General features: G+C 60.4%; 17 protein-coding genes. 10 read left to right on the forward strand and 7 right to left on the reverse strand.

Translation table 11 applies throughout. The features are described 5' to 3' along the window. Window positions 1-1,246: 1,246 nt before the first annotated feature. The 7 genes from ABEB25_RS23985 to ABEB25_RS24015 all read left to right on the forward strand — a co-directional run bounded on the left by ABEB25_RS23985 (window position 1,247) and on the right by ABEB25_RS24015 (window position 8,795). Window positions 1,247-2,665: a hypothetical protein gene (locus ABEB25_RS23985; RefSeq protein WP_345738999.1), complete on the forward strand. Its 1,419-nt coding sequence runs from the start codon at window positions 1,247-1,249 to the stop codon at window positions 2,663-2,665. Window positions 2,666-2,735: 70 nt separating this feature from the next. Then, a complete protein-coding gene (locus ABEB25_RS23990; RefSeq protein ID WP_345739000.1) occupies window positions 2,736-3,122 on the forward strand; it encodes a hypothetical protein in 387 nt (128 codons plus the stop codon). Window positions 3,123-3,183: 61 nt separating this feature from the next. After that, window positions 3,184-3,375, forward strand: coding sequence for a hypothetical protein (locus tag ABEB25_RS23995; protein WP_345739001.1), 192 nt, complete (start codon window positions 3,184-3,186; stop codon window positions 3,373-3,375). A 95-nt stretch (window positions 3,376-3,470) separates the two neighbouring features. After that, window positions 3,471-4,844, forward strand: coding sequence for a hypothetical protein (locus ABEB25_RS24000; RefSeq protein WP_345739002.1), 1,374 nt, complete (start codon window positions 3,471-3,473; stop codon window positions 4,842-4,844). 40 nt (window positions 4,845-4,884) lie between these two features. Further along, entirely contained in the window at window positions 4,885-5,652 is a 768-nt protein-coding gene (locus tag ABEB25_RS24005; RefSeq protein WP_345739003.1) for a hypothetical protein, read from the forward strand. Window positions 5,653-6,168: 516 nt separating this feature from the next. Continuing rightward, on the forward strand, window positions 6,169-6,795 hold the full coding sequence (locus tag ABEB25_RS24010) for a hypothetical protein (protein ID WP_345739004.1): 627 nt from the start codon (window positions 6,169-6,171) through the stop codon (window positions 6,793-6,795). A gap of 215 nt (window positions 6,796-7,010) precedes the next feature. Further along, the gene (locus tag ABEB25_RS24015) at window positions 7,011-8,795 is read left to right on the forward strand and encodes a hypothetical protein (protein WP_345739005.1); all 1,785 of its coding nucleotides are present in this window, start codon (window positions 7,011-7,013) and stop codon (window positions 8,793-8,795) included. Window positions 8,796-8,894: 99 nt separating this feature from the next. Here the strand turns inward: ABEB25_RS24015 and ABEB25_RS24020 are convergent, their stop codons facing one another. After that, window positions 8,895-9,617: a leucine-rich repeat domain-containing protein gene (locus ABEB25_RS24020; RefSeq protein WP_345739006.1), complete on the reverse strand. Its 723-nt coding sequence runs from the start codon at window positions 9,615-9,617 to the stop codon at window positions 8,895-8,897. A 361-nt stretch (window positions 9,618-9,978) separates the two neighbouring features. On the opposite strand from ABEB25_RS24020, the gene ABEB25_RS24025 reads away from it, so the two are divergent. The 3 genes from ABEB25_RS24025 (at window position 9,979) to ABEB25_RS24035 (ending at window position 12,692) form a co-directional block, all read left to right on the forward strand. Next, complete coding sequence (locus tag ABEB25_RS24025) at window positions 9,979-11,370, forward strand: KAP family P-loop NTPase fold protein (RefSeq protein WP_345739007.1); 1,392 nt, start codon at window positions 9,979-9,981, stop codon at window positions 11,368-11,370. A gap of 23 nt (window positions 11,371-11,393) precedes the next feature. Further along, window positions 11,394-12,104 (forward strand): nucleotidyl transferase AbiEii/AbiGii toxin family protein, encoded by a 711-nt coding sequence (locus ABEB25_RS24030; RefSeq protein ID WP_345739008.1) that lies wholly within the window; start codon window positions 11,394-11,396, stop codon window positions 12,102-12,104. Between the two features lie 147 nt (window positions 12,105-12,251). Next, window positions 12,252-12,692, forward strand: coding sequence for a hypothetical protein (locus ABEB25_RS24035; protein WP_345739009.1), 441 nt, complete (start codon window positions 12,252-12,254; stop codon window positions 12,690-12,692). 156 nt (window positions 12,693-12,848) lie between these two features. Here the strand turns inward: ABEB25_RS24035 and ABEB25_RS24040 are convergent, their stop codons facing one another. The 6 genes from ABEB25_RS24040 to ABEB25_RS24065 all read right to left on the reverse strand — a co-directional run bounded on the left by ABEB25_RS24040 (window position 12,849) and on the right by ABEB25_RS24065 (window position 17,125). Next, complete coding sequence (locus ABEB25_RS24040; RefSeq protein WP_345739010.1) at window positions 12,849-13,589, reverse strand: P-loop NTPase family protein; 741 nt, start codon at window positions 13,587-13,589, stop codon at window positions 12,849-12,851. Window positions 13,590-13,850: 261 nt separating this feature from the next. Further along, window positions 13,851-14,669 carry a hypothetical protein gene (locus ABEB25_RS24045; RefSeq protein WP_345739011.1) on the reverse strand — a complete coding sequence of 273 codons (819 nt, stop codon included), beginning with the start codon at window positions 14,667-14,669 and terminating at the stop codon, window positions 13,851-13,853. 883 nt (window positions 14,670-15,552) lie between these two features. Then, window positions 15,553-15,801 carry an acyl carrier protein gene (acpP, locus tag ABEB25_RS24050; protein WP_345739012.1) on the reverse strand — a complete coding sequence of 83 codons (249 nt, stop codon included), beginning with the start codon at window positions 15,799-15,801 and terminating at the stop codon, window positions 15,553-15,555. Window positions 15,802-15,903: 102 nt separating this feature from the next. After that, window positions 15,904-16,227 (reverse strand): hypothetical protein, encoded by a 324-nt coding sequence (locus ABEB25_RS24055; protein WP_345739013.1) that lies wholly within the window; start codon window positions 16,225-16,227, stop codon window positions 15,904-15,906. A 266-nt stretch (window positions 16,228-16,493) separates the two neighbouring features. Further along, window positions 16,494-16,775, reverse strand: coding sequence for a hypothetical protein (locus ABEB25_RS24060; protein ID WP_345739014.1), 282 nt, complete (start codon window positions 16,773-16,775; stop codon window positions 16,494-16,496). Next, window positions 16,772-17,125 (reverse strand): hypothetical protein, encoded by a 354-nt coding sequence (locus tag ABEB25_RS24065; protein ID WP_345739015.1) that lies wholly within the window; start codon window positions 17,123-17,125, stop codon window positions 16,772-16,774. Before ABEB25_RS24065 ends, ABEB25_RS24060 begins: the two co-directional genes overlap by 4 nt. Between the last annotated feature and the right edge of the window lie 71 nt (window positions 17,126-17,196).

Consider the following 17,196-nt stretch of genomic DNA (forward strand, 5'->3'; position numbering starts at 1 on the left):
CCTGTCAAGCTTGTCTTCCTAAGACCGCTTGGCCTCCGACTTAAAACCCCACGCCCTGGCGGGCGCAGCTACACCCCGTAGCTGCCTGCGCCAGCAGGTGGCTGCCCCCCCCGAAAGGCATCGCCACTCGCCCCCCAAAACCCCACGCCCTGGCGGGCGCAGCTACACCCCGTAGCTGCCTGCGCCAGCAGGTGGCCACCCCCCGAAAGGCATCGCCCTTCGATCCCCCAAACCCCACGCCCTGGCGGGCGCAGCTACACCCCGTAGCTGCCTGCGCCAGCAGGTGGCTGCCCCCCGAAAGGCATCGCCCTTCGATCCCCCAAACCCCACTCGCGGGCGCAGCTACATCGCAGCCGCAGAGCGTCCTGGACTGCGCCAGTCCTCTGGCGCTTTCGATCAGCTCTCCCGCCTCCATTGCCTCACTTCCTGTTAATCCTGCCATCTTGTTAATCCTGTAAAAAAGGCCCCCATACCACCGCCGATCCCCGTCCGCCCCAAACACCCCCAAACCACGGGACTTGGCAAGTCCCGCTCCTTGGGCTGATCCCCCCTGCCCAGTCTTTCTCCGCCCAAAACCCCCAAACAAGCAAGCCTCCCACTTCCGTGTCTTCCGTCTTTTCCGTGGTTGAAAAGCTTCCCGCCCTGTCCGCGCACGCACATCATTTACCACTTGCACACAGTGTACCACGATTTTTTGAACTGGACTTTTACCGCTCTTCAGTGAATCTTTACCCCGGCGGTGGAGCGCCCTGGCGGCCGGGGCAGATGAGGCGAGTGGGCGCTGGGGAAAAGGCCCCGGCGCGAGGGTCAGGGTGCGGAATGGGGGAACACAAACGAGGAGGCAAAGCAAAGGGGCATGAACAACAAGGAACGATCACGGAACGGGACAGGCAAACACACGGCTCTGGACAGGCAGGGGCTGATCTGGGAATCACGCGCCCCCCAACTATCGCCGCCTGAAAAGCCCCTGCAGCGGACCCTCGCAGACTCAGCCCTCAATCCGTGGCTGAACCCTCCAGGGGCAACGAGCGACATCAACACCACGCTTCCTGTTAGGCCCTTCCAGCCGTCCCTGCTGCCGTCGCAGCCCCCGGCAGCTTTCCAAGAGGTACCCCGCCCCGCCGCCGAGGACTGGACGGAGCTTTTCAGAGGCCCGGCCCTGAGGCCCGCGCATCCCGATGCCAATTGGCTGAAGCCTCAAACGCTGGAGGAGCGACACAACCGAGACGCCTGGCCGCAGGGCAAGATGCCAGATCCTCGAACATTGGAGGGGCGCAGTGACATGCAGGGTTTGACGTGGGAGGACTTGCCCAAGGCACCTCTCTTCCCAACCGCCGCCGACCGCGCTACTGCAAAGATGGTTCGGCAGGCCCTGCTGCCCGGCGGCAAGGTGCCAGAGGGTGCCCTGCTGGCTAGCACACCTCCTGTTAGGCCTGCGGAGGCCCCACCCCAGGCCCCGCCGCCCCTGTGGCAGGGCCGCCTGGGGGCCGACCTCAGCGACAAGGCCGAGGACATCACCATCCACAGCCGCCAGGGCAATGGCACCTACCTCACCAGCGTGGGCGGGCGCGCCCCACAGCCCCTGGACGAGGGCGATGTGACCGCGCTGACGGATCTCCCCGCTGCCCGCCTGCAGGCCCTGGCCGCTCAATCGGAGAAAAGGTCGCCCGCCGCCGCTGCCCTGCTCGGGACCGCCCCAGGCGCAGCCGCCGCAGCCCAACCGCGACTGGCCGAACCCAAAGCATCGCAAACACAAACAGAAGGAAAGTCGGCAGCAATATCATCCGGACCTGACAAACTGAGAATGGACCGATCCTGGAGTGAACTGAAACAAGAATTGGCCAAAGCGACAGTAGAGACATGGAGGGAGTATCCGAGAACTGCCGAACAGGCGGCCGCCAACATCACCCTGAATGGAGCAGAGCTCAATGAACGGGAAGTACGAATGCTCTATGAAATGTTTCATCAAAAATATCCTGGCTGGGGGAAACGCCCGCAGGTAGATCCCACCCCCAAAAAACAAATGCCGTTGCCTCCCGGCACTCCAGTGATGGAGGCACTCAAGCCCCATCAACTTTTGAAAGAGGCCAATGCCTCATTTGACGAAGCCCTTTCAGCCTACTCAGCTTCGCCTGCTGAGTGGATAGTCAATGAAATAACAGGAATGAAAAATAAAGGTTTTTCATATGGTCCAGACCACGCGTGGACCAAGCTTTTGAAGCTAAAGCCGGTTTATGAAAGAATGCGCTACGGTCCCAATAGCATCTCAGCATGGGCTGCAAAAAAAGACAAAGAGGGAACTCTTGACCAATATGTTGGTTGGAAAGGTTCGCCTGAGAAACCTGGCCTTACTTGGGATGATTCAGCGGATGATGGACCATGGTATCAACCCGCAAATGATGTTATCAATTATGTAACGGGATCAAAATTAAAAACGTCTGGAAGTGTTGAAGCCGACATTGTGATTACCCATGTCGATCATGGTAATCGAACCATAACCTTTGAAGTGAACGCTCACGACAAACTCCGCGCCGGTAGCATGGCTAGAGTTCCCGGCAAGACACTTTTAATAGGCGATCAAGAAATGCTGGAAGACAATTCGAAAGGTCCATTTCTATACACGACCCCCTTGAGGTGGAAATGGACAGAAACGGTTAACTACTGATTTAAAACCTCATCCAACCAACTCCGTGCTTGCGCCTGGTTCCGATGGCAGGCAAACTCATTTGAACACCATGAAAAGCGCTTTTAAAATTCTGTTCGGTCTGACTTTGCTCCTTTCGCTGGGTTTTTGTTTTTTTTACAAGCCTGGGCCCGTATGGAAAGACGGCAGCTACCAAGTGTATCAGATGGATTGCGGAAAGAGGCTAGGCCTCTACAGTGATCCTGGTTATTTTGGACTCATACCAGAGGTGGTGGTGGCTGCAGGCAGCAACAAGGAATGGGTGGTAGCTGAACAGAATGCCAAAGGGGAACGACGGTTTTACATCCTTCGAAAACCTGTGAAGAACGAATTTCCAGATGACCCGGAAGGCCCCTTCACACTCGACGAGTATAACAAAAAGGTTATTACTTTGGGTTTACCACCGTTTTCCTGGCGGGAGCCACACACAGAGAAGTGAATGTTCAGCATGCCACCCCAATCAGATCCCTCCCCCAAAGCCATGCCCCGGCGCCATTTCCTTGAAGTGGATCGTGGCAGAGCGGCGGTGGAAGGGCCAACGACAGTTTTACATCATCCCGAAAGAGGCGGTGACCCATGACAATGGCATCGACTACTACGTGGGCAAACCCGAAGGTCCGCTGAGTCCAGAGGCCTATGAGAAAGAGGCCGTAAAGCGCAGTCTTCCCAGCTTTTCCTGGCATTCCGCGTAGGTGCTGGTGAAGCGGCCCGAAACGGTTCTGCGATCAAAGACAAACTTTGAGGCAGTGCCGCCGCAGACATAGCCCTGGAGGCCGCCAACCTCGCCGTGGAAAACCCCGATGCCCACCTCACCGACTACCTGGCCAGCGGGCGCGATGCCATCGCCGCCGCCCTCGGCCTGCATGGTGCCGGCATGGCCATCGGCGCAGCCGCCCAGGCCGTGGACCCCGCCCTCACCCGCCTGGCCGAGGCCGCCGGGGAAAAGGCCGGCACCGCCTTGGCCAAGCGCCTGCATGGGGACCTGCCCCCTGGCAGCCCGCCCGCCGCAGATCCACCGCCCACCAGCAGCCCCCAGGCACTGCTGCCAGACATCCCCCTGCCCATCTCAGAGTTCAATCCCCAGATCCTCCAGGAGGCCCCCGGCACATCTCCCACGGCAGAGCCCCCCACACAGCCCATCCCCGCCCTGCCACCCCTGTGGCAGGGCATCGCCCGCCACGGAGAAGCCGCCGAAGTCCTGCGCCGCAACCCCGACGGCACCTACCAGGTGCGCCGCAACGGCGGCCCCGAAGAGACCTTCAAGGAAAGCCAGGTCGCCGCCATGACCCGGATGCAAAAACCCGAACTCCACGCCTACATGGCCCAGGCCCTGCAACGGCAGCAAAGGCTGGAGAAGATCGGAAGTGAACAACGGCTGCCAGCAGATGCAGTTGCGCCGCCCCCTTCCTTTTTGCGTCTTGCAGACCAGGATCATGGGTCTAACTTCGGCCATGAGCGATCAGGAACTGAAAGAACTTATCCAAAGCGTGAAGATAGGGACCCTGGAAGAGCGCTTGAGAGCCTCCGCCAAAGTGCCTCTGGACAGCGCTCTGCGGGCTCTGGCCAAACATTCGGAAAAACCGACCGACCCAGACCCAATAGCCCAAGCTATCGCCTACCGGAACTCGATGCTCAATCAATCGAAAATGGAATAGTCTCACTGGAGCGAAGAAAGGGGGAGGAGCATGATGTCAGGTTTGACCCCGCATCCAACACGGTGATCAAACTCACCCGTCCTGGTGAATTTGGCTCAGAGAAGCTGGGATTGGACGGCTATCTCCAGCGTCTTGCATGGGCCAATGAGCTGTTTGGTGACCGCATTCGCGTGGAGGGCATCGTCCACCTTCCGGGAGAAAGATCGTCGCGGGTAGTGACAACGCAGCCTTGGTATCGGGCAGACGAATCCAGGCCACAACCGACCCAGCGTGAGATTGATATCTACATGCGTAAAAAGGGATTTCTAAAAGCGTACGATGGCGCTTACCTCTACGAAAGCCGGGATATTGTTGCCAGTGATGCGGTGCCCAAAAACTTTGTTCGCGATGTGGAAGGTCATCTACACCCTGTGGATGTGGTGCTGGTGGAGCCCTCCGCCACACAATACGAGAGGCTGGAAAATCAAGTCTACAATCTTCCTCAGATCTCTTTGGATACTCCTTGAAAAGGCCCGCCTTTAGCCTTGAATGAAACACGTAAATGTGATGAAAACAGGAACCCTGCCAGAGCGGCTTCAAGCATCTCTCAAAGTCACGCTTGAGGTGGCGCTTCAGGCTCTGGCACGACAGGCAGGCCAGCCCACTCGGCCCTGTCTGTGGGAGTCGCCCACAACCTTCCACGGGTATGGGTGTGTAGCGGATGCAGACTTGCTCAGACGAGGATTGGATCCGAAACCCTTTCAGGCCGCAGCAGCGGACACTGGAGTCAGCCTACCCATATTGGATACCGCTGCCCTAGCGGTGCTGCTACGGGGGCGGCCCCGCCTGCATGGAGGAGAGCACGAAGTTTGGTTTTGTGCCGAGGTCAATTTGGCCGTGAAGCTGACCAATGCGGGCGAATTTGGAGCTGAGAAACTAGGGCTGCCTGGATATGCCCGGCGGCTAGCCTGGGCGAATGAGCTTTTTGAAGATGACCTTCGCCTGCTAGGCCGCGTGCTGCTGCCTGGTGAAAATGGCGAGCGCGTGGTGACCACGCAGCCCTGGTACCGGGCAGATGGACTCGCCACCGAGGGACCGCACCCCACCCAGAAAGACATCGATCTCTACATGCGGCACCGGGGGTTTCTAAAAGCCTATGACGGAGCGTATCTGCATGAGGCGAGGGACATCGTGGCCAGTGATGCACTGCCCAAGAACTTCATCCGCGATGCCGCCGGACATGTCCACGCCGTGGACATTGTTTTGGTCGAACCCTCCTCTCGTCAGTCCGAGCGACTGATGACCATGGTCGCCAGCCAAATTCAGGTAACGTAAGCGGGAAAGAGCCCTGTTCACAACAGACGTCCCACCCGCCCAGCTCCAGGCCCTGGCCACCCAGGCCGGGAAAAATCAAACCACCCCGCCAGGCCCCACCGCACCTCCCCAGGCCGCAGGCAGCACGAATCTCGCCGAACCAAAAGCATCGCAAGAACCCGCCCCAGGGACAGTCGCCAGACCGCCCAGCATCCCGCCCCTGTGGCAGGGCACCGCCGGGCATGGCGTAGCCGCCGAAGTCCTGCGCCGCAACCCCGACGGCACCTACCAGGTACGCCGCAACGGCGGCCCCGAAGAGACCTTCAAGGAAAGCCAGGTCGCCGCCATGACCCGGATGCAAAAACCCGAACTCCACGCCCACATGGCCCAGACCCTGCAACGGCAGGAGGTCACTAGAAGACCTTCCACAGACGCGGTCCTGGAGGCCTCCAGCCCACCGTCGAAACCCTTCAGGATTCAAACGCTGTTCAGATTGCACCTCGACAATGAAGCCTTCGAAATCTAACGAGGGCAGGCATGGTCTACCTCCCTGTTCATACTTTTGAAAAGGTCCTCTGCTCGCTCGACCGCGAGAAGGCGACGGGCAGGCCCTGCCTGTGCATTCCAGTCATGACGGAGTTCTGCCAGTATGCGGAACACTATGAACTGACCCCGGATGAATTTGAAAATCTGGCGGGCGACATGGCAGCTCTGGAGGCCCTGGCCACCCAATGCAGGAACCGGGAATGCGACCACCGCCTGATGGAAGCCCCGCCTGCCGAACGCGGCCGCCCCTGCCGACTGGATGCCTGGGAGGGAAGATCCCTGATCACCTCCTTCCCGACGAGGGACCACCTGCACAACTACCGGACGATGTACGTCTATGAACCCCGATTCTCCCTGTGCTACGACTTGATCGGCGAGACTTACCTTTTAGATCTCCAGGTCACCCTGTCCCCGCATTTCGATGGCAGCGAAAGGTATGAACTGACCGCAGAAGAATTCACCACCGTGGCGCAGGATCGCGAAGCCCTGCTGGCCCTGGTGGAAAAATGCTGTGCCGGTGAAAATGATCCGCGACTGCTCACCCCGCTGCCCGAAAAGCGGGGCGATCCGGTGTATCTGGAATGGAAGAGCTTTAGAGAAAGACAAGGGCTGAGGTAACCCCTCGGCATCGGATTGGCCAGGGCCGTCCCCTGCCCTGATGGCCGCCACCAGCGTGGCTCCCCACGCCCCCTCCATTCCGTACCAGGCTTGACGTTTCACCCGTGGAGGATTAGAAACGCTCCAGAATTCCCCCTAATTCTGTTTTTTCGAGGCCCCTCAGTCTAACGGCCCATCCAGAGGCCCCGCCTCCCTAACCAAGCCCCCGTTTTGCCATGCCCACCCTTTCCGTTTCCCCCTGCATCGAAGCCCTGGAATCCCGCCTTGCTCCGGCAGGCCTCGTCACCGTCACTTCCAGTGGCGATACACTCACCATCACGGGCGATGGCGAAGATAACAACCTGGACATCCGTGATAACGGGGATGGCACCTGGACCATCCGCGATCTGGCAGGCGAGGGGCAGCCCATGCCAGACATCATCGTGCCCGCCCCCACCCATCTCAAGGTGAACCTCCAGGGCGGCAGCGACTACCTCGAGATGGAAGGCCTGCACATCGCCGGAAACGTACTCATCACCGATGCTGGGGCTGGGGGGGACGATACCGTCATCTTTCACTCCACCGTCATCTCCGGTACGACGAAGGTGGACCTGGGCGATGGGAATGACAGCGTCACCACGGAGTACGTCACCTTTGGCAAGCTGCTCACCCTCCAGGGCGGCAGCGGCAGCGATACCTACACTCTGGGCCGTGGCTACTACACGGGCATCAAGGCCGACTTTGGCACTGGCAGTGACACCTTTTCCCTGAGGGGTGGGGAAGGCGATATCACCGTGCAGGGGCGGGTGGATCTAGTGTCCAAAAGCACGTCCGCAGAGGCCCTCACCGTGCAGTTTGGCGCGGCCACTCTCACGATCACCGGCCACGTCTCGGTGAAGACGGGCGCTGGTCGTAGCAGTCTCGACCTCGGCACGCATCTCGAGGGGACCTTGCGGGTTCTAGGTGGCTTCACTTATACGGGCGGTGATGGGGCGGACGCCTTCCGGCTTGCGAGTCACATCTTCATCGGTGGTCGGCTGGACATCAAGACTGGCGATGGCCCCACCCTCCTGAGCACCGGGGGCTTGAACACCCTCACCCTCGGTTCCCTAAACTTCACGGGCGGCCATGGCGAAGACCGCCTGAATTTCACCCTGGGCCGCATCCAGATCCTGGGAGACGCCACCTTCAATTTGGCCCATGGGGACAATGAAATGCTGGTCATCTTCGGGCAAGTGGATCTCTCCATCGGCGGCAAATTCACCTACAAGGGTGGCTCAGGCAGTGACTGGGTGACGCTGCATGGCAGCCGCCTGCACATCGCCGGCCCGATCCACATCAGCCCCGGCGATGGCAAGAATACATGTGACATCGTGAACGCTGAGGCCTGGGTGGGGAACATCACCTACACGGGTGGCAAGGGGGATGATTCCTTCGAGGTCGGCTACTACACCGCCACCGTGGGCACCACCCACGTCTTCGGCCACATCACCGCCAGCCTGGGTGCCGGCAAAAACTTCGCCTCCATTAGCGACGCGTACGTTCACGGCCATGTCCGCCTCACCTCCGCCACGGATGATCCCAGCCATGTCCGTGGCTCAGAGCATCTCGGCATTCGCGACAGCATCATCACCGGCACCACGCACCTGAAGGCCACCGGCACCAGCGGCACCACCGCCGCCCTGCATAACAGCATCTTCCAGGGCCGCGTGCTCGTGGAGACGGGGCGGGGCAACGATGAGGTCATCCTCGACTATTCCATCCCCGACTTCCCCATGAAGGGGCGGAAAAACCAGTTTCACGGAGCCGTCCGCATCCTCCTCGGCGCGGGGGGGGATTTGCTGAATCTAGATGCCCCAAACCCCGCCCTCTACGGCAACATCTTCCACAGCACGTTTTACGCCGATGGCGGCCCAGGCAAGCCCATCACGGGCGATCTCAACATCGTCTTCGGCATCCCCAGCAGCGCCCATTTTTTCAGCACAGCCCCCACGCTGAAAAACTTCCAGCCCGTCGTCTAGCCCCGTTTCCACGGACGGGGTGTGGAGGATCACCTTTTGGTTAGGCAGATCGGCTCTCCATCCGTCAGGAGACCTCAGCGGGTCCTGGCCAGTCGCAGCCTAAAGTTGCAGGCCGGGTAGCTCGCGCAGATACTCGGGCAGAGAGATCAGCGGGTTGCCGGTGAGGACGAGAGTCCGCAGCTCAGGCAGCAGGCCCAGCTCCGCTGGCAGGGAGGTCAGCCGATTGCCCTTCAGGTACAGCTTCACCAGCGAGGTCAGATTGCCAATCTCAAGCGGCAGGCGGTCCAGGCCAAGGTTGTCCAGAAACAGGGTGCGCAGGCTGGTGAGTCCCCAGAGTTCCTCCGGCAGGCCGGTCAGGGGATTGTCATTGAGGCTCAGCTCCATCAACCGCTTCAGGTGGCCGATCTCGGGCGGCAGCCGGGTGAGCTGATTTCCCCACAGGTGCAGCCGCCACAGGCGCGTGAGCTGGCCTATCTCAGGCGGGAGCTCCGTCAGCGCATTCTCGCCCAGGTAGAGCTGCTCCAGCTTCGTCAGCCGCCCGATCTCTGCTGGCAGCGTGGTCAGCCGATTCTTCAGCAAGAAGACCACCTCCAGGTCTGTGAGCAGGCCGATCTCTGGCGGCAGGCAGGTGAGGCGGTTTCCGTTCGCCGAAAAAAACTTCAGCGCCGTGAGCTGGCCGATCTCCGGCGGCAACTCCGTGAGCCCCAGCGAGTCGAGGTTCAGGTGCGTCCCCCGCTCCCCCTGCGCCCGGCAGACCTCCATCCGCCGCCTCGCTTCCGCATACGCCCCCCGCGCCTCAGGTGTCATGGATGGATCAGTCATGGGGGGATGGGATGACGATCAAGATAATGAACGCATCACCGACCGCAACGAAAAGGCGTGGGGGGGGACTGGGAAGGGTTCAGGAGGCAAGTCAGCCAGCCTCACATACTGCACTTATTGTTAGGCTCGCATCGAAGCAGCGACGAAGAGGCATTTAAGCAGCCTCAACGCCGCGCTTATTCTTCACAGCAGAATAGGCATTCGAGATTCGCGAATCTCGAATATGCTCAGAAGCGTGACCGCGACTTTGGGTCTTCTTTGAGGAAGGAGAGCCCAACTTAAGTTGCTAAAAATTCCGCATGAAAATCCTTCACCTCAGTCTCATTCATAGGCACAGTCATGATTCCTTATTCATCCCATCATGTCCAAGACACCCTCACCGCTGACTTTTGAAGAGACCGATCGCCTGGATCTGAAAGCCTATTGTAAGCGTCTTGAGTCCTTCCTCCTCGTTGAAAGCGACTTTGTGGAAAGCAGTCTTGTGGTCGCTCTCAATGCCAGCTTTGGCCGGGGCAAGACCACCTTTATTGAGATGTGGAAGAACGATCTTCTCAAGCGCCGCAGTTCACCGAATGGCGATGCTCTTGAGGTGCCTATGCCTGTGATCCTCAATGCCTGGGAAAGTGACTACTGTGGGGATCCTCTGGTCGCCATTCTGGCAGGTCTTCTCAAGGCTGTGGACGCCATGCAAGGCAAGAGTAAGTCTGATGAAACCAAGGCCAAAAAGATCAAAGAAGCCGCCCAAAATTTAGGCTGGATGTTGGCGGGAGTAGGTAGTGGTTTTACCAGCAAACTCACGGGAGTGAATCCCCTCGAAGTTGCCAATCTTATGGATGCTAAAAAGGCCGAGCGAAATCCTGCCCCGCCCGACTTCATTCAACTGTTTAACCATCGGCAAAAGGCTCTTGAGGACCTTCGTGAGGCTCTAGCGGAAGCCTTCGCTGGATATAGCCCCAAGGTCCTTGTCTTTGTGGATGAGCTCGACCGCTGCCGCCCCGACTACGCCATCAACTACCTGGAGACCATCAAGCATGTCTTCAACATCAAAGGCATGATCTTCCTTCTCGCCATTGACGCCCACCAACTCGAGGTCTCGGCCAAAGCCCTCTTTGGTGATGGTCTGGATTTCCCTGAGTACTTCCGGAAATTTTGTCACCGCGTCTTTGAATTGCCAATGCCCGAACGAACACCATTGGCTTTGTTCCTTGAGCACCAAATCAGCCTATACGTTCAGGTATTGGAAAAACGAAACAGCCGCCTTAAGGCAGACAGTCAGTTCATCACCAATGCAACTCAATTGGCTCAAGGATTCAATCTGACTCTCCGACAACTCCAAGAGGTCTTCAGAGTTTTAGGGCACGCACTTTCTACACAGGATCAAAACAGCATAGAGAACATGCGTCCCAGCGCGGGCAGGGCCGCCCTTATGCTTGCCATCTTCAGAATTTCTTTCCCCTCTTTATACCTCCAAATTGGTCACTCCCAAACTGATCACGCCCCATTATGCCGAGAGCTTTATGCGCGATTGGGCGCAAGGAATGCCAGATCATGGATCATTCTTTATCTAAGTGGCCTAGTTGATGAGGATCAAGAGAAGAAAGATTTCAAAGCAATTTTAAAAGATGTCGGCGATGAAAGTTACCAATCGGAACTTCTAGATTCGGTCCAGCGAGCATCGTACGATTTATGGAGCCATCACGAAGGAGTATTGATACTTATATGGAACAAGATGCAAAGCATCGAATCCATTTAGCCTTGCCTTAATCAAGCTCGTCGTTGCGCCAACACAGCCGGGCGATCATCACCGATACCCTTCTGGTTAAGCTGCAACGCACCCTGGGAAATAGGGAAGCCTGGAGCCTCATTCCCGGCAATCTCACGGATGAGCGGGATCCCTTTACCCTTCATCTTCACTATCCTCAGTGTGGCTTCACCTCCGAAGATGACTACCACCAGCCGCGTGTGAAAATCGAACTGAGCGCCCGCGCCCGCCAGGAACCGATGGAACAACGCAGCATCCAGCCCTATGCCGCGCAGATCCTTCCCGCCGAATATCAAGCGAGCCTCACCGCCCAGGTCAACTGCGTGACACCCCGCCTCACCTTTTGGGAAAAGACGGCGCTCCTACACGAACAACATGTGAGGCCCGCCCAAGTGGGAGAGCCTGAAAAAGGCCCAGCCATGCATCAGGCACGCCATCTGTATGACCTTCATCGCCTGTGGACGCATCACGGCCTCGCCCAGGATGCCACCCTGACGGATCTGCTGCCCACAGTCGTGCATCATCGCAAAACTTTCTTTGCCTACAAGTGGGTGGATTACGATGCGCTGACGCTGGATAAACTGGTGCTCATGCCCCCGGAATCCCGGCTCACTGCGTGGAGGGAAGACTACCAGAAAATGCGGCCCATGTTCTTCAGTGAGCCACCCAGCTTCGAAGAGATTTTGCAAACCCTGGCGCAAATCCAGGATCGCTTTCGTTCCTAGCCCCTCTCGCCCATAGCCCTGGAGTATGATACAGTAGCTCTGGAGTATGATACAGTAGCCCTCCCCTTCCACGGGTGGGTTCGAATCCCACCCTCCCCCAAGCATTCGCTGGAAGTCGGGGCCACTTGGCCGCGTTATGGAGGGGGTATGAGACTTTCTTTTTTATCGGCTTCTTTCGTGTTTCTCCTGGCGGGCAGTGGGGCGCTGCTGGGGCAGGACGTGAAGGCGCAGGCTGCTTCTGCGGCTGCGGAGGCACCTGCGCCTAACTACACGTATTACTTTGAGCTGGTGCGGGTGGTGGATGCGAACACGGTGGCGGTGAACATTGACCTGGGCTTTGGCGTGTGGCTGCACAATCAGAACCTGGACCTCCAGGGCCTGCCGGAGCCTGCGCCGATGGCCACGGAAACCGCCGAACAAAAAGCATCGCGGCTAAAGCTGGCCGCACGCCTGCGCGATCTCCTGGAGGGCCGCACCCAACTGACGCTGCGCAGCGCCAAGGACAAATCCACCACCCCACCCCGCTACCTCACCACCCTCTGGGCCGATGGCGTGAACATCAATGAAGCGGTGCTGAAGGGGGAGTAGGCCGCGTCCCCTGCCCTGCCAGCACAGCGGCTGCCCTCGCGACCCACGCCATCCCCTTTGTCACTCACGAATGAGCGACAACCGGATTTGTCGCTCATTAAACGAGAAATGTGAGCAACAAATCCTGCGAAACGTCCCTGCAATGGCGCTTTTTCCTCACCCGCCCACCACGGTGCAGGATTCCAGGAGCCGGCGCAGGAGGGGGGCGCCGCGATCTGGGCCCAGGCGGTGCTGCAGGGTGGCACCGGGGGCATTGGTGGTGAGGATGAGCGGCAGGGCGTGGACGAGGCGGTGCTCGATGAGGCCGAAGAGCGCCTCCCCCACAGCCTCGCTGAGCTGGCCCGTCTGGCCGGAGGCGCGTTCCTTGCCCACGTCATCCAGCAGCAGCAGGCTGCAGGTGCGGGCGCGGTGCAGGCAGTGGGCCGCCGTCTGCGCCACGCGCGGGTCCTCATGGTATTGCAAGCGCACGGCGCTGGCCAGGCCCTGTAGGTGGCTGCCGTGATCCCACGCATCGCCCGCGTGCAGGGCATAGACGCTGCGGCCAGAGTCATGCACGCGCTGCAGCAGGGCAAAGGCGGCCCGCGTTTTCCCCAGGCCCGTGCCGCCGGTCAGCAGCAGGGACCGCCCCGGCGCAGGCTGCCAGGACTGCACCAGCGCCACCAGCCCCGGTGCCAGATCCGCGTGCGCCCAGTCTGTGTGCCGATACAGCGGCGGGCAGAGCGCCTGCCAGCGGCTTTGCCGCACTTTTTGTTCGGCCAACCGCCGCCCCTCCACCTCCCGCCACTGCCGCACCTCCGCACAGTCTCCACACAGGCCCAGCACACCCGTCAGCGTGCAGCCGCAGTCCACACACACACGTTCCCGCAGCAGCGGGCGGAGATCAGGAGAGGAAGTCATGGGGAGGGGGGAGGTCAAGGCGTCAAAGGTCAAGGTGGGTCAAGGTGGGTCAAGGCGTCAAAGGTCAAGAGGTCAAGAGGTCAAGAGGTCAAGAGGTCAAGAGGTCAAGAGGTCAAGAGGTCAAGGAGGCGCGGAGCGTCCTGGAGTGCGCCAGTCCTCTGGCGCTTTCGCAGGGCGAGGGAGTGTTGTTTGAGGACTCATGTCAAAAGGGGCGCATGGGTGTTAGCATTCCGGACTGAGCACTCAGCCTCGGTTCCCCACTCATCCCCGTCCCCCGCGCCCCGTCCCGGCGAAGAAGCTGGCGGCGGCATCGGTGGTCGTGGGGGACGGAGGCACGGGGGGCAGGATCGCTGGCAGCGCCACCGGGGGCGACAGGGGCGGTTCATAACGGCGCAGCCAGCCCAGGAAACGACGCCGCGTGCAGCACAGACCCCGGGCGGTATACCAGGCATGCATGCGGGCAAATTCCTGGGCCACAGGGATGTGGCGAAAGCGTGCCTCCTGCTGGAGCTGGCCTAACCAATTTTCCTCCGAAACCTCCTCCGCTTTTGTTGCTGCTGCCGTGCTGCGCCGCTTCCTCGCGGGCCGGGCCGCCCCGTACGCACCTGCGGATGGGGGCGTGGGGGTGGGTGCGGAGGATGGGGGAACGGGGGAAGGAGGAGAGGGAGGGGGCGAGGGGGAAGGGCCCGCCCCAGACGCAGCCCCGACTGAAAACGTCTGAACCGCGTCTGAAGGCGTCTGGACAGGGCGCACAGGCGTCTCCCCTGCCCTGTCGGCCACTGGGGCAGCGACCGCGCAGGCGGGGTTAACTTGTGTTAAGCCCGCCTCTCCTTCCTGTGGGTAAACCGATCCGCCGGGAGCTGCGGCAGCGCCAGATCCATCGTCTCCACCGGCAGCCAATTCCTCCATGCGGACCGCCGGTGCAGCCGCCAGCGCCGCCGCTTCCTTGCGGCGTTTGCAGGCCTCGTAGTAGCGGCGATTCCGCGCCTGGCGGGCCGTGTGCTGCGGCAGCGCACCATCCTGGGCCGCCGTCAGCAGCGCCAGCAGTTGCTCAGCGGTGAAGGTAAAAGTCGTGTTCATGCAAGGAGAGGGTGTCAAAAAGGGTGGCTCAGGCCCGGTGAAGGCGCGGGCAGCTTCGTGTAGCCGCGCCCGCCAGGGCGTGGGGTTTGGAGAGGCTTCGAAGTTGTGTGAGCCGTCGAAGCCACCCATCCCACCCGCTGGCGCGGGCAGCTACACGGTGTAGCTGCGCCCGCCAGGGCGTGGGGTTTGGGGAAGTTCGATGGGGCGAGACCTTTCGGGGCAGGCCACCCGCTGGCGCGGGCAGCTACAGGGAGTAGCCGCGCCCGCCAGGGCGTGGGGTTTGGGGAAGGTGCGGGGGCATTCCAGCCTTCGAAACCTCCCACGACCACGCAGGCCAGCCCAAGGAGGGGGACTTGCCAAGTCCCGTGGTTTGGGACGGTTTGGGTCGGACGGGGATTCGAGGGTGGAATGGGGGCTGTTTTTACAGGATTAACAAGATGGACAGGATTAACAGGAAGTGTGGCAAAGGGGCGGACGGGGCAGGTTTGTTCGGTCTGTTGGTGTTTAGCCTTTAGGCGACTCCATGACCTGCCGAACCTTCTCCGGATCGCCTAAAGGCTACACACCAACAGAGCGGGCGGGAGTTTGCGGACCGGATGAATGCGCTCGCCAAGGCGCAAAGCCGCCAAGGAACTGAATTTTTTTGCGTCTTTGCGCCTTTGCATGAGTCCTGCAGGTGAGTGCCTGGAGCATGGGGTTTATCTTTTGCCAAACATGAACGTTTATTTTGTTAGGCAGAATGATCCTTCCATCTTTGACCAGCCTCCATGAGGCGACGCCGAGGCATCCAAAAGCACGGCCATGGGCGGCAAGGTGGAGCACCGCTTCTCCACCCTGCCGCCAGCCTGCCCCGACCTCATCGATGGCCGGGGAAAAGGTGGCGTCAGTCGCCTTCCACGTGGTCCAGCAGCCAGGCCACCGTGTCTTCCACCGTCAGGATGCCCTCGGCATCGTCATCGGTGATCTCCACATCGAATTCCTCCTCCAGCGCCATGACAAATTCCGTCAGCTCCAGGCTGTCGGCCCCCAGGTCACCGGACAGCTCGCTCTCCGGCTCGATCTCTTCCGGCTCCAGGCGCAGCAGGGCGGCGAGGATCTTTTTGACTTTTCGTGTGATGATTTCTTCGGTCATAGGTGTCTTGATGTTTTGGGGTGTTTTCGGATGAAAAAGAATTGTGTGTTAATTTGGCTGCCTGCCTCCCCGGCCAGGGGTGCAGGAGTGAGCGAGGTGAAATCAGGTCTCCTCGCGCTGGGGGGCGTTTTCGATGAGCTCATCTGCCGTGATCCCCAGTGCGGCCTGCAGCGCGCCCAGCGCCTGGTTCAGCAGCAGGTCGGCGTTTTGGATGCGCGGCCTGCCCTCCGTCCAGTCATTCGGCACAAAGGCGATGCCCAGCACATCGCGGTCGCACTCCCCATCCACCGGCGAATCTTCACAATCGTAGGTGATGGCCAGCGGCCCGTAATACGCCACCCGCCGCACCCGCCCTGGTGCGCAGCGTTCCCGGCCACGCGGGCCGCCGATGAAGGGCGTGGGAAGAGGATGGCAGGCGGTGATCATGGGAGGAGGGGTGAGGGAGAGAGCCAGTTTTCAGGGCTCAGTTTTGAAAGCGAGGAGCGGGGTCAAGGCGTCAAAGGTCAAGGAGGGTCAAGAAGCCTCGAAGCGTCCTGGAGTGAGCCAGTCCTCTGGCGCTTTCGAGGAGCGATGAAGTGTCGTTTTAGCAACTCAGGTCAAAAGGGACGCCCGATCTCAGAACCCCGCACTGAGCACTGATCACTGTTTCCCACTATTACCCACTGTTTATGGATGCGACTTTAGACGCCACCTCACTCAGGATCCAAGCAGCGGCTGCTGGCGTGGTGGCGGCGGCGGCGATGGCAGGCCCCTTCCCGCAGCGTGGGCAGGTAGGCATACAGGGTGCCCGCCAGCAGAAAGAGCAGCAGCAGCGCTCCGGCCACGGCCACGCCCCAGGCAGGCATGGCATCGAATTTATACAGCAGCGCCGTGCCACTGGCCGTCAGCAGGGCCCCGCACAGGCAGGTGATGCACTGCCGCGCCCCGGCCAGCTCTTCCTCGGCGCGGATGAGGTCAAAGTTCACACGTTTCATGCGGCGGCGGCGTTCCGGGCTGTGGGTTCTTGCTTGCGGGCCTTCTTGCGTCGCGGCTTGCGGCCAGCCCGGCTGCCCAATTGGCACTGCACGCGGGCCAGTTGCAGCAGTTGCTTCGCCTCCCGCCGCGCCAGGATCTGGCGCAGCGCCCGGTAGGCCATGCCCTGGCTCTTGGTGGGGATCTCCCCCTGCGTCACCAGCCAGTCCACCGCCGCCGTCAGGCTGTGCGCCCGCTCCTCCATGAGGATGCGGATGATGGGCAGGTAGGGGATCCAGTTCGAGCGTGCCAAGCGGTCCGGCGGCTGCGCCACGCTGGCTTTTTGCATCAAGTCTTCGAGTCGTGATTTCATGGGTGGTAGGGAGGTGGAGTGACAAAGGGTGGATGAGGGTGTGTGGGGTGATTGGGATGGAGGGCGGATGG

Source organism: Prosthecobacter algae, from assembly GCF_039542385.1.
Taxonomy (GTDB): Bacteria; Verrucomicrobiota; Verrucomicrobiia; order Verrucomicrobiales; family Verrucomicrobiaceae; genus Prosthecobacter; species Prosthecobacter algae.

Excerpts from the sequence above, each read along its gene's own strand:
- ABEB25_RS24010 (WP_345739004.1), top strand. The coding sequence starts at position 6,169 with ATGGTCTACCTCCCTGTTCATACTTTTGAAAAGGTCCTCTGCTCGCTC.
- ABEB25_RS24025 (WP_345739007.1), top strand. The coding sequence starts at position 9,979 with ATGTCCAAGACACCCTCACCGCTGACTTTTGAAGAGACCGATCGCCTG.
- ABEB25_RS24060 (WP_345739014.1), bottom strand. The coding sequence starts at position 16,775 with ATGAAACGTGTGAACTTTGACCTCATCCGCGCCGAGGAAGAGCTGGCC.
- ABEB25_RS24045 (WP_345739011.1), bottom strand. The coding sequence starts at position 14,669 with ATGAACACGACTTTTACCTTCACCGCTGAGCAACTGCTGGCGCTGCTG.
- acpP (WP_345739012.1), bottom strand. The coding sequence starts at position 15,801 with ATGACCGAAGAAATCATCACACGAAAAGTCAAAAAGATCCTCGCCGCC.
- ABEB25_RS24005 (WP_345739003.1), top strand. The coding sequence starts at position 4,885 with ATGAAAACAGGAACCCTGCCAGAGCGGCTTCAAGCATCTCTCAAAGTC.
- ABEB25_RS24055 (WP_345739013.1), bottom strand. The coding sequence starts at position 16,227 with ATGATCACCGCCTGCCATCCTCTTCCCACGCCCTTCATCGGCGGCCCG.
- ABEB25_RS24035 (WP_345739009.1), top strand. The coding sequence starts at position 12,252 with ATGAGACTTTCTTTTTTATCGGCTTCTTTCGTGTTTCTCCTGGCGGGC.
- ABEB25_RS24015 (WP_345739005.1), top strand. The coding sequence starts at position 7,011 with ATGCCCACCCTTTCCGTTTCCCCCTGCATCGAAGCCCTGGAATCCCGC.
- ABEB25_RS23990 (WP_345739000.1), top strand. The coding sequence starts at position 2,736 with ATGAAAAGCGCTTTTAAAATTCTGTTCGGTCTGACTTTGCTCCTTTCG.
- ABEB25_RS24065 (WP_345739015.1), bottom strand. The coding sequence starts at position 17,125 with ATGAAATCACGACTCGAAGACTTGATGCAAAAAGCCAGCGTGGCGCAG.
- ABEB25_RS23985 (WP_345738999.1), top strand. The coding sequence starts at position 1,247 with ATGCCAGATCCTCGAACATTGGAGGGGCGCAGTGACATGCAGGGTTTG.
- ABEB25_RS24040 (WP_345739010.1), bottom strand. The coding sequence starts at position 13,589 with ATGACTTCCTCTCCTGATCTCCGCCCGCTGCTGCGGGAACGTGTGTGT.
- ABEB25_RS24020 (WP_345739006.1), bottom strand. The coding sequence starts at position 9,617 with ATGACTGATCCATCCATGACACCTGAGGCGCGGGGGGCGTATGCGGAA.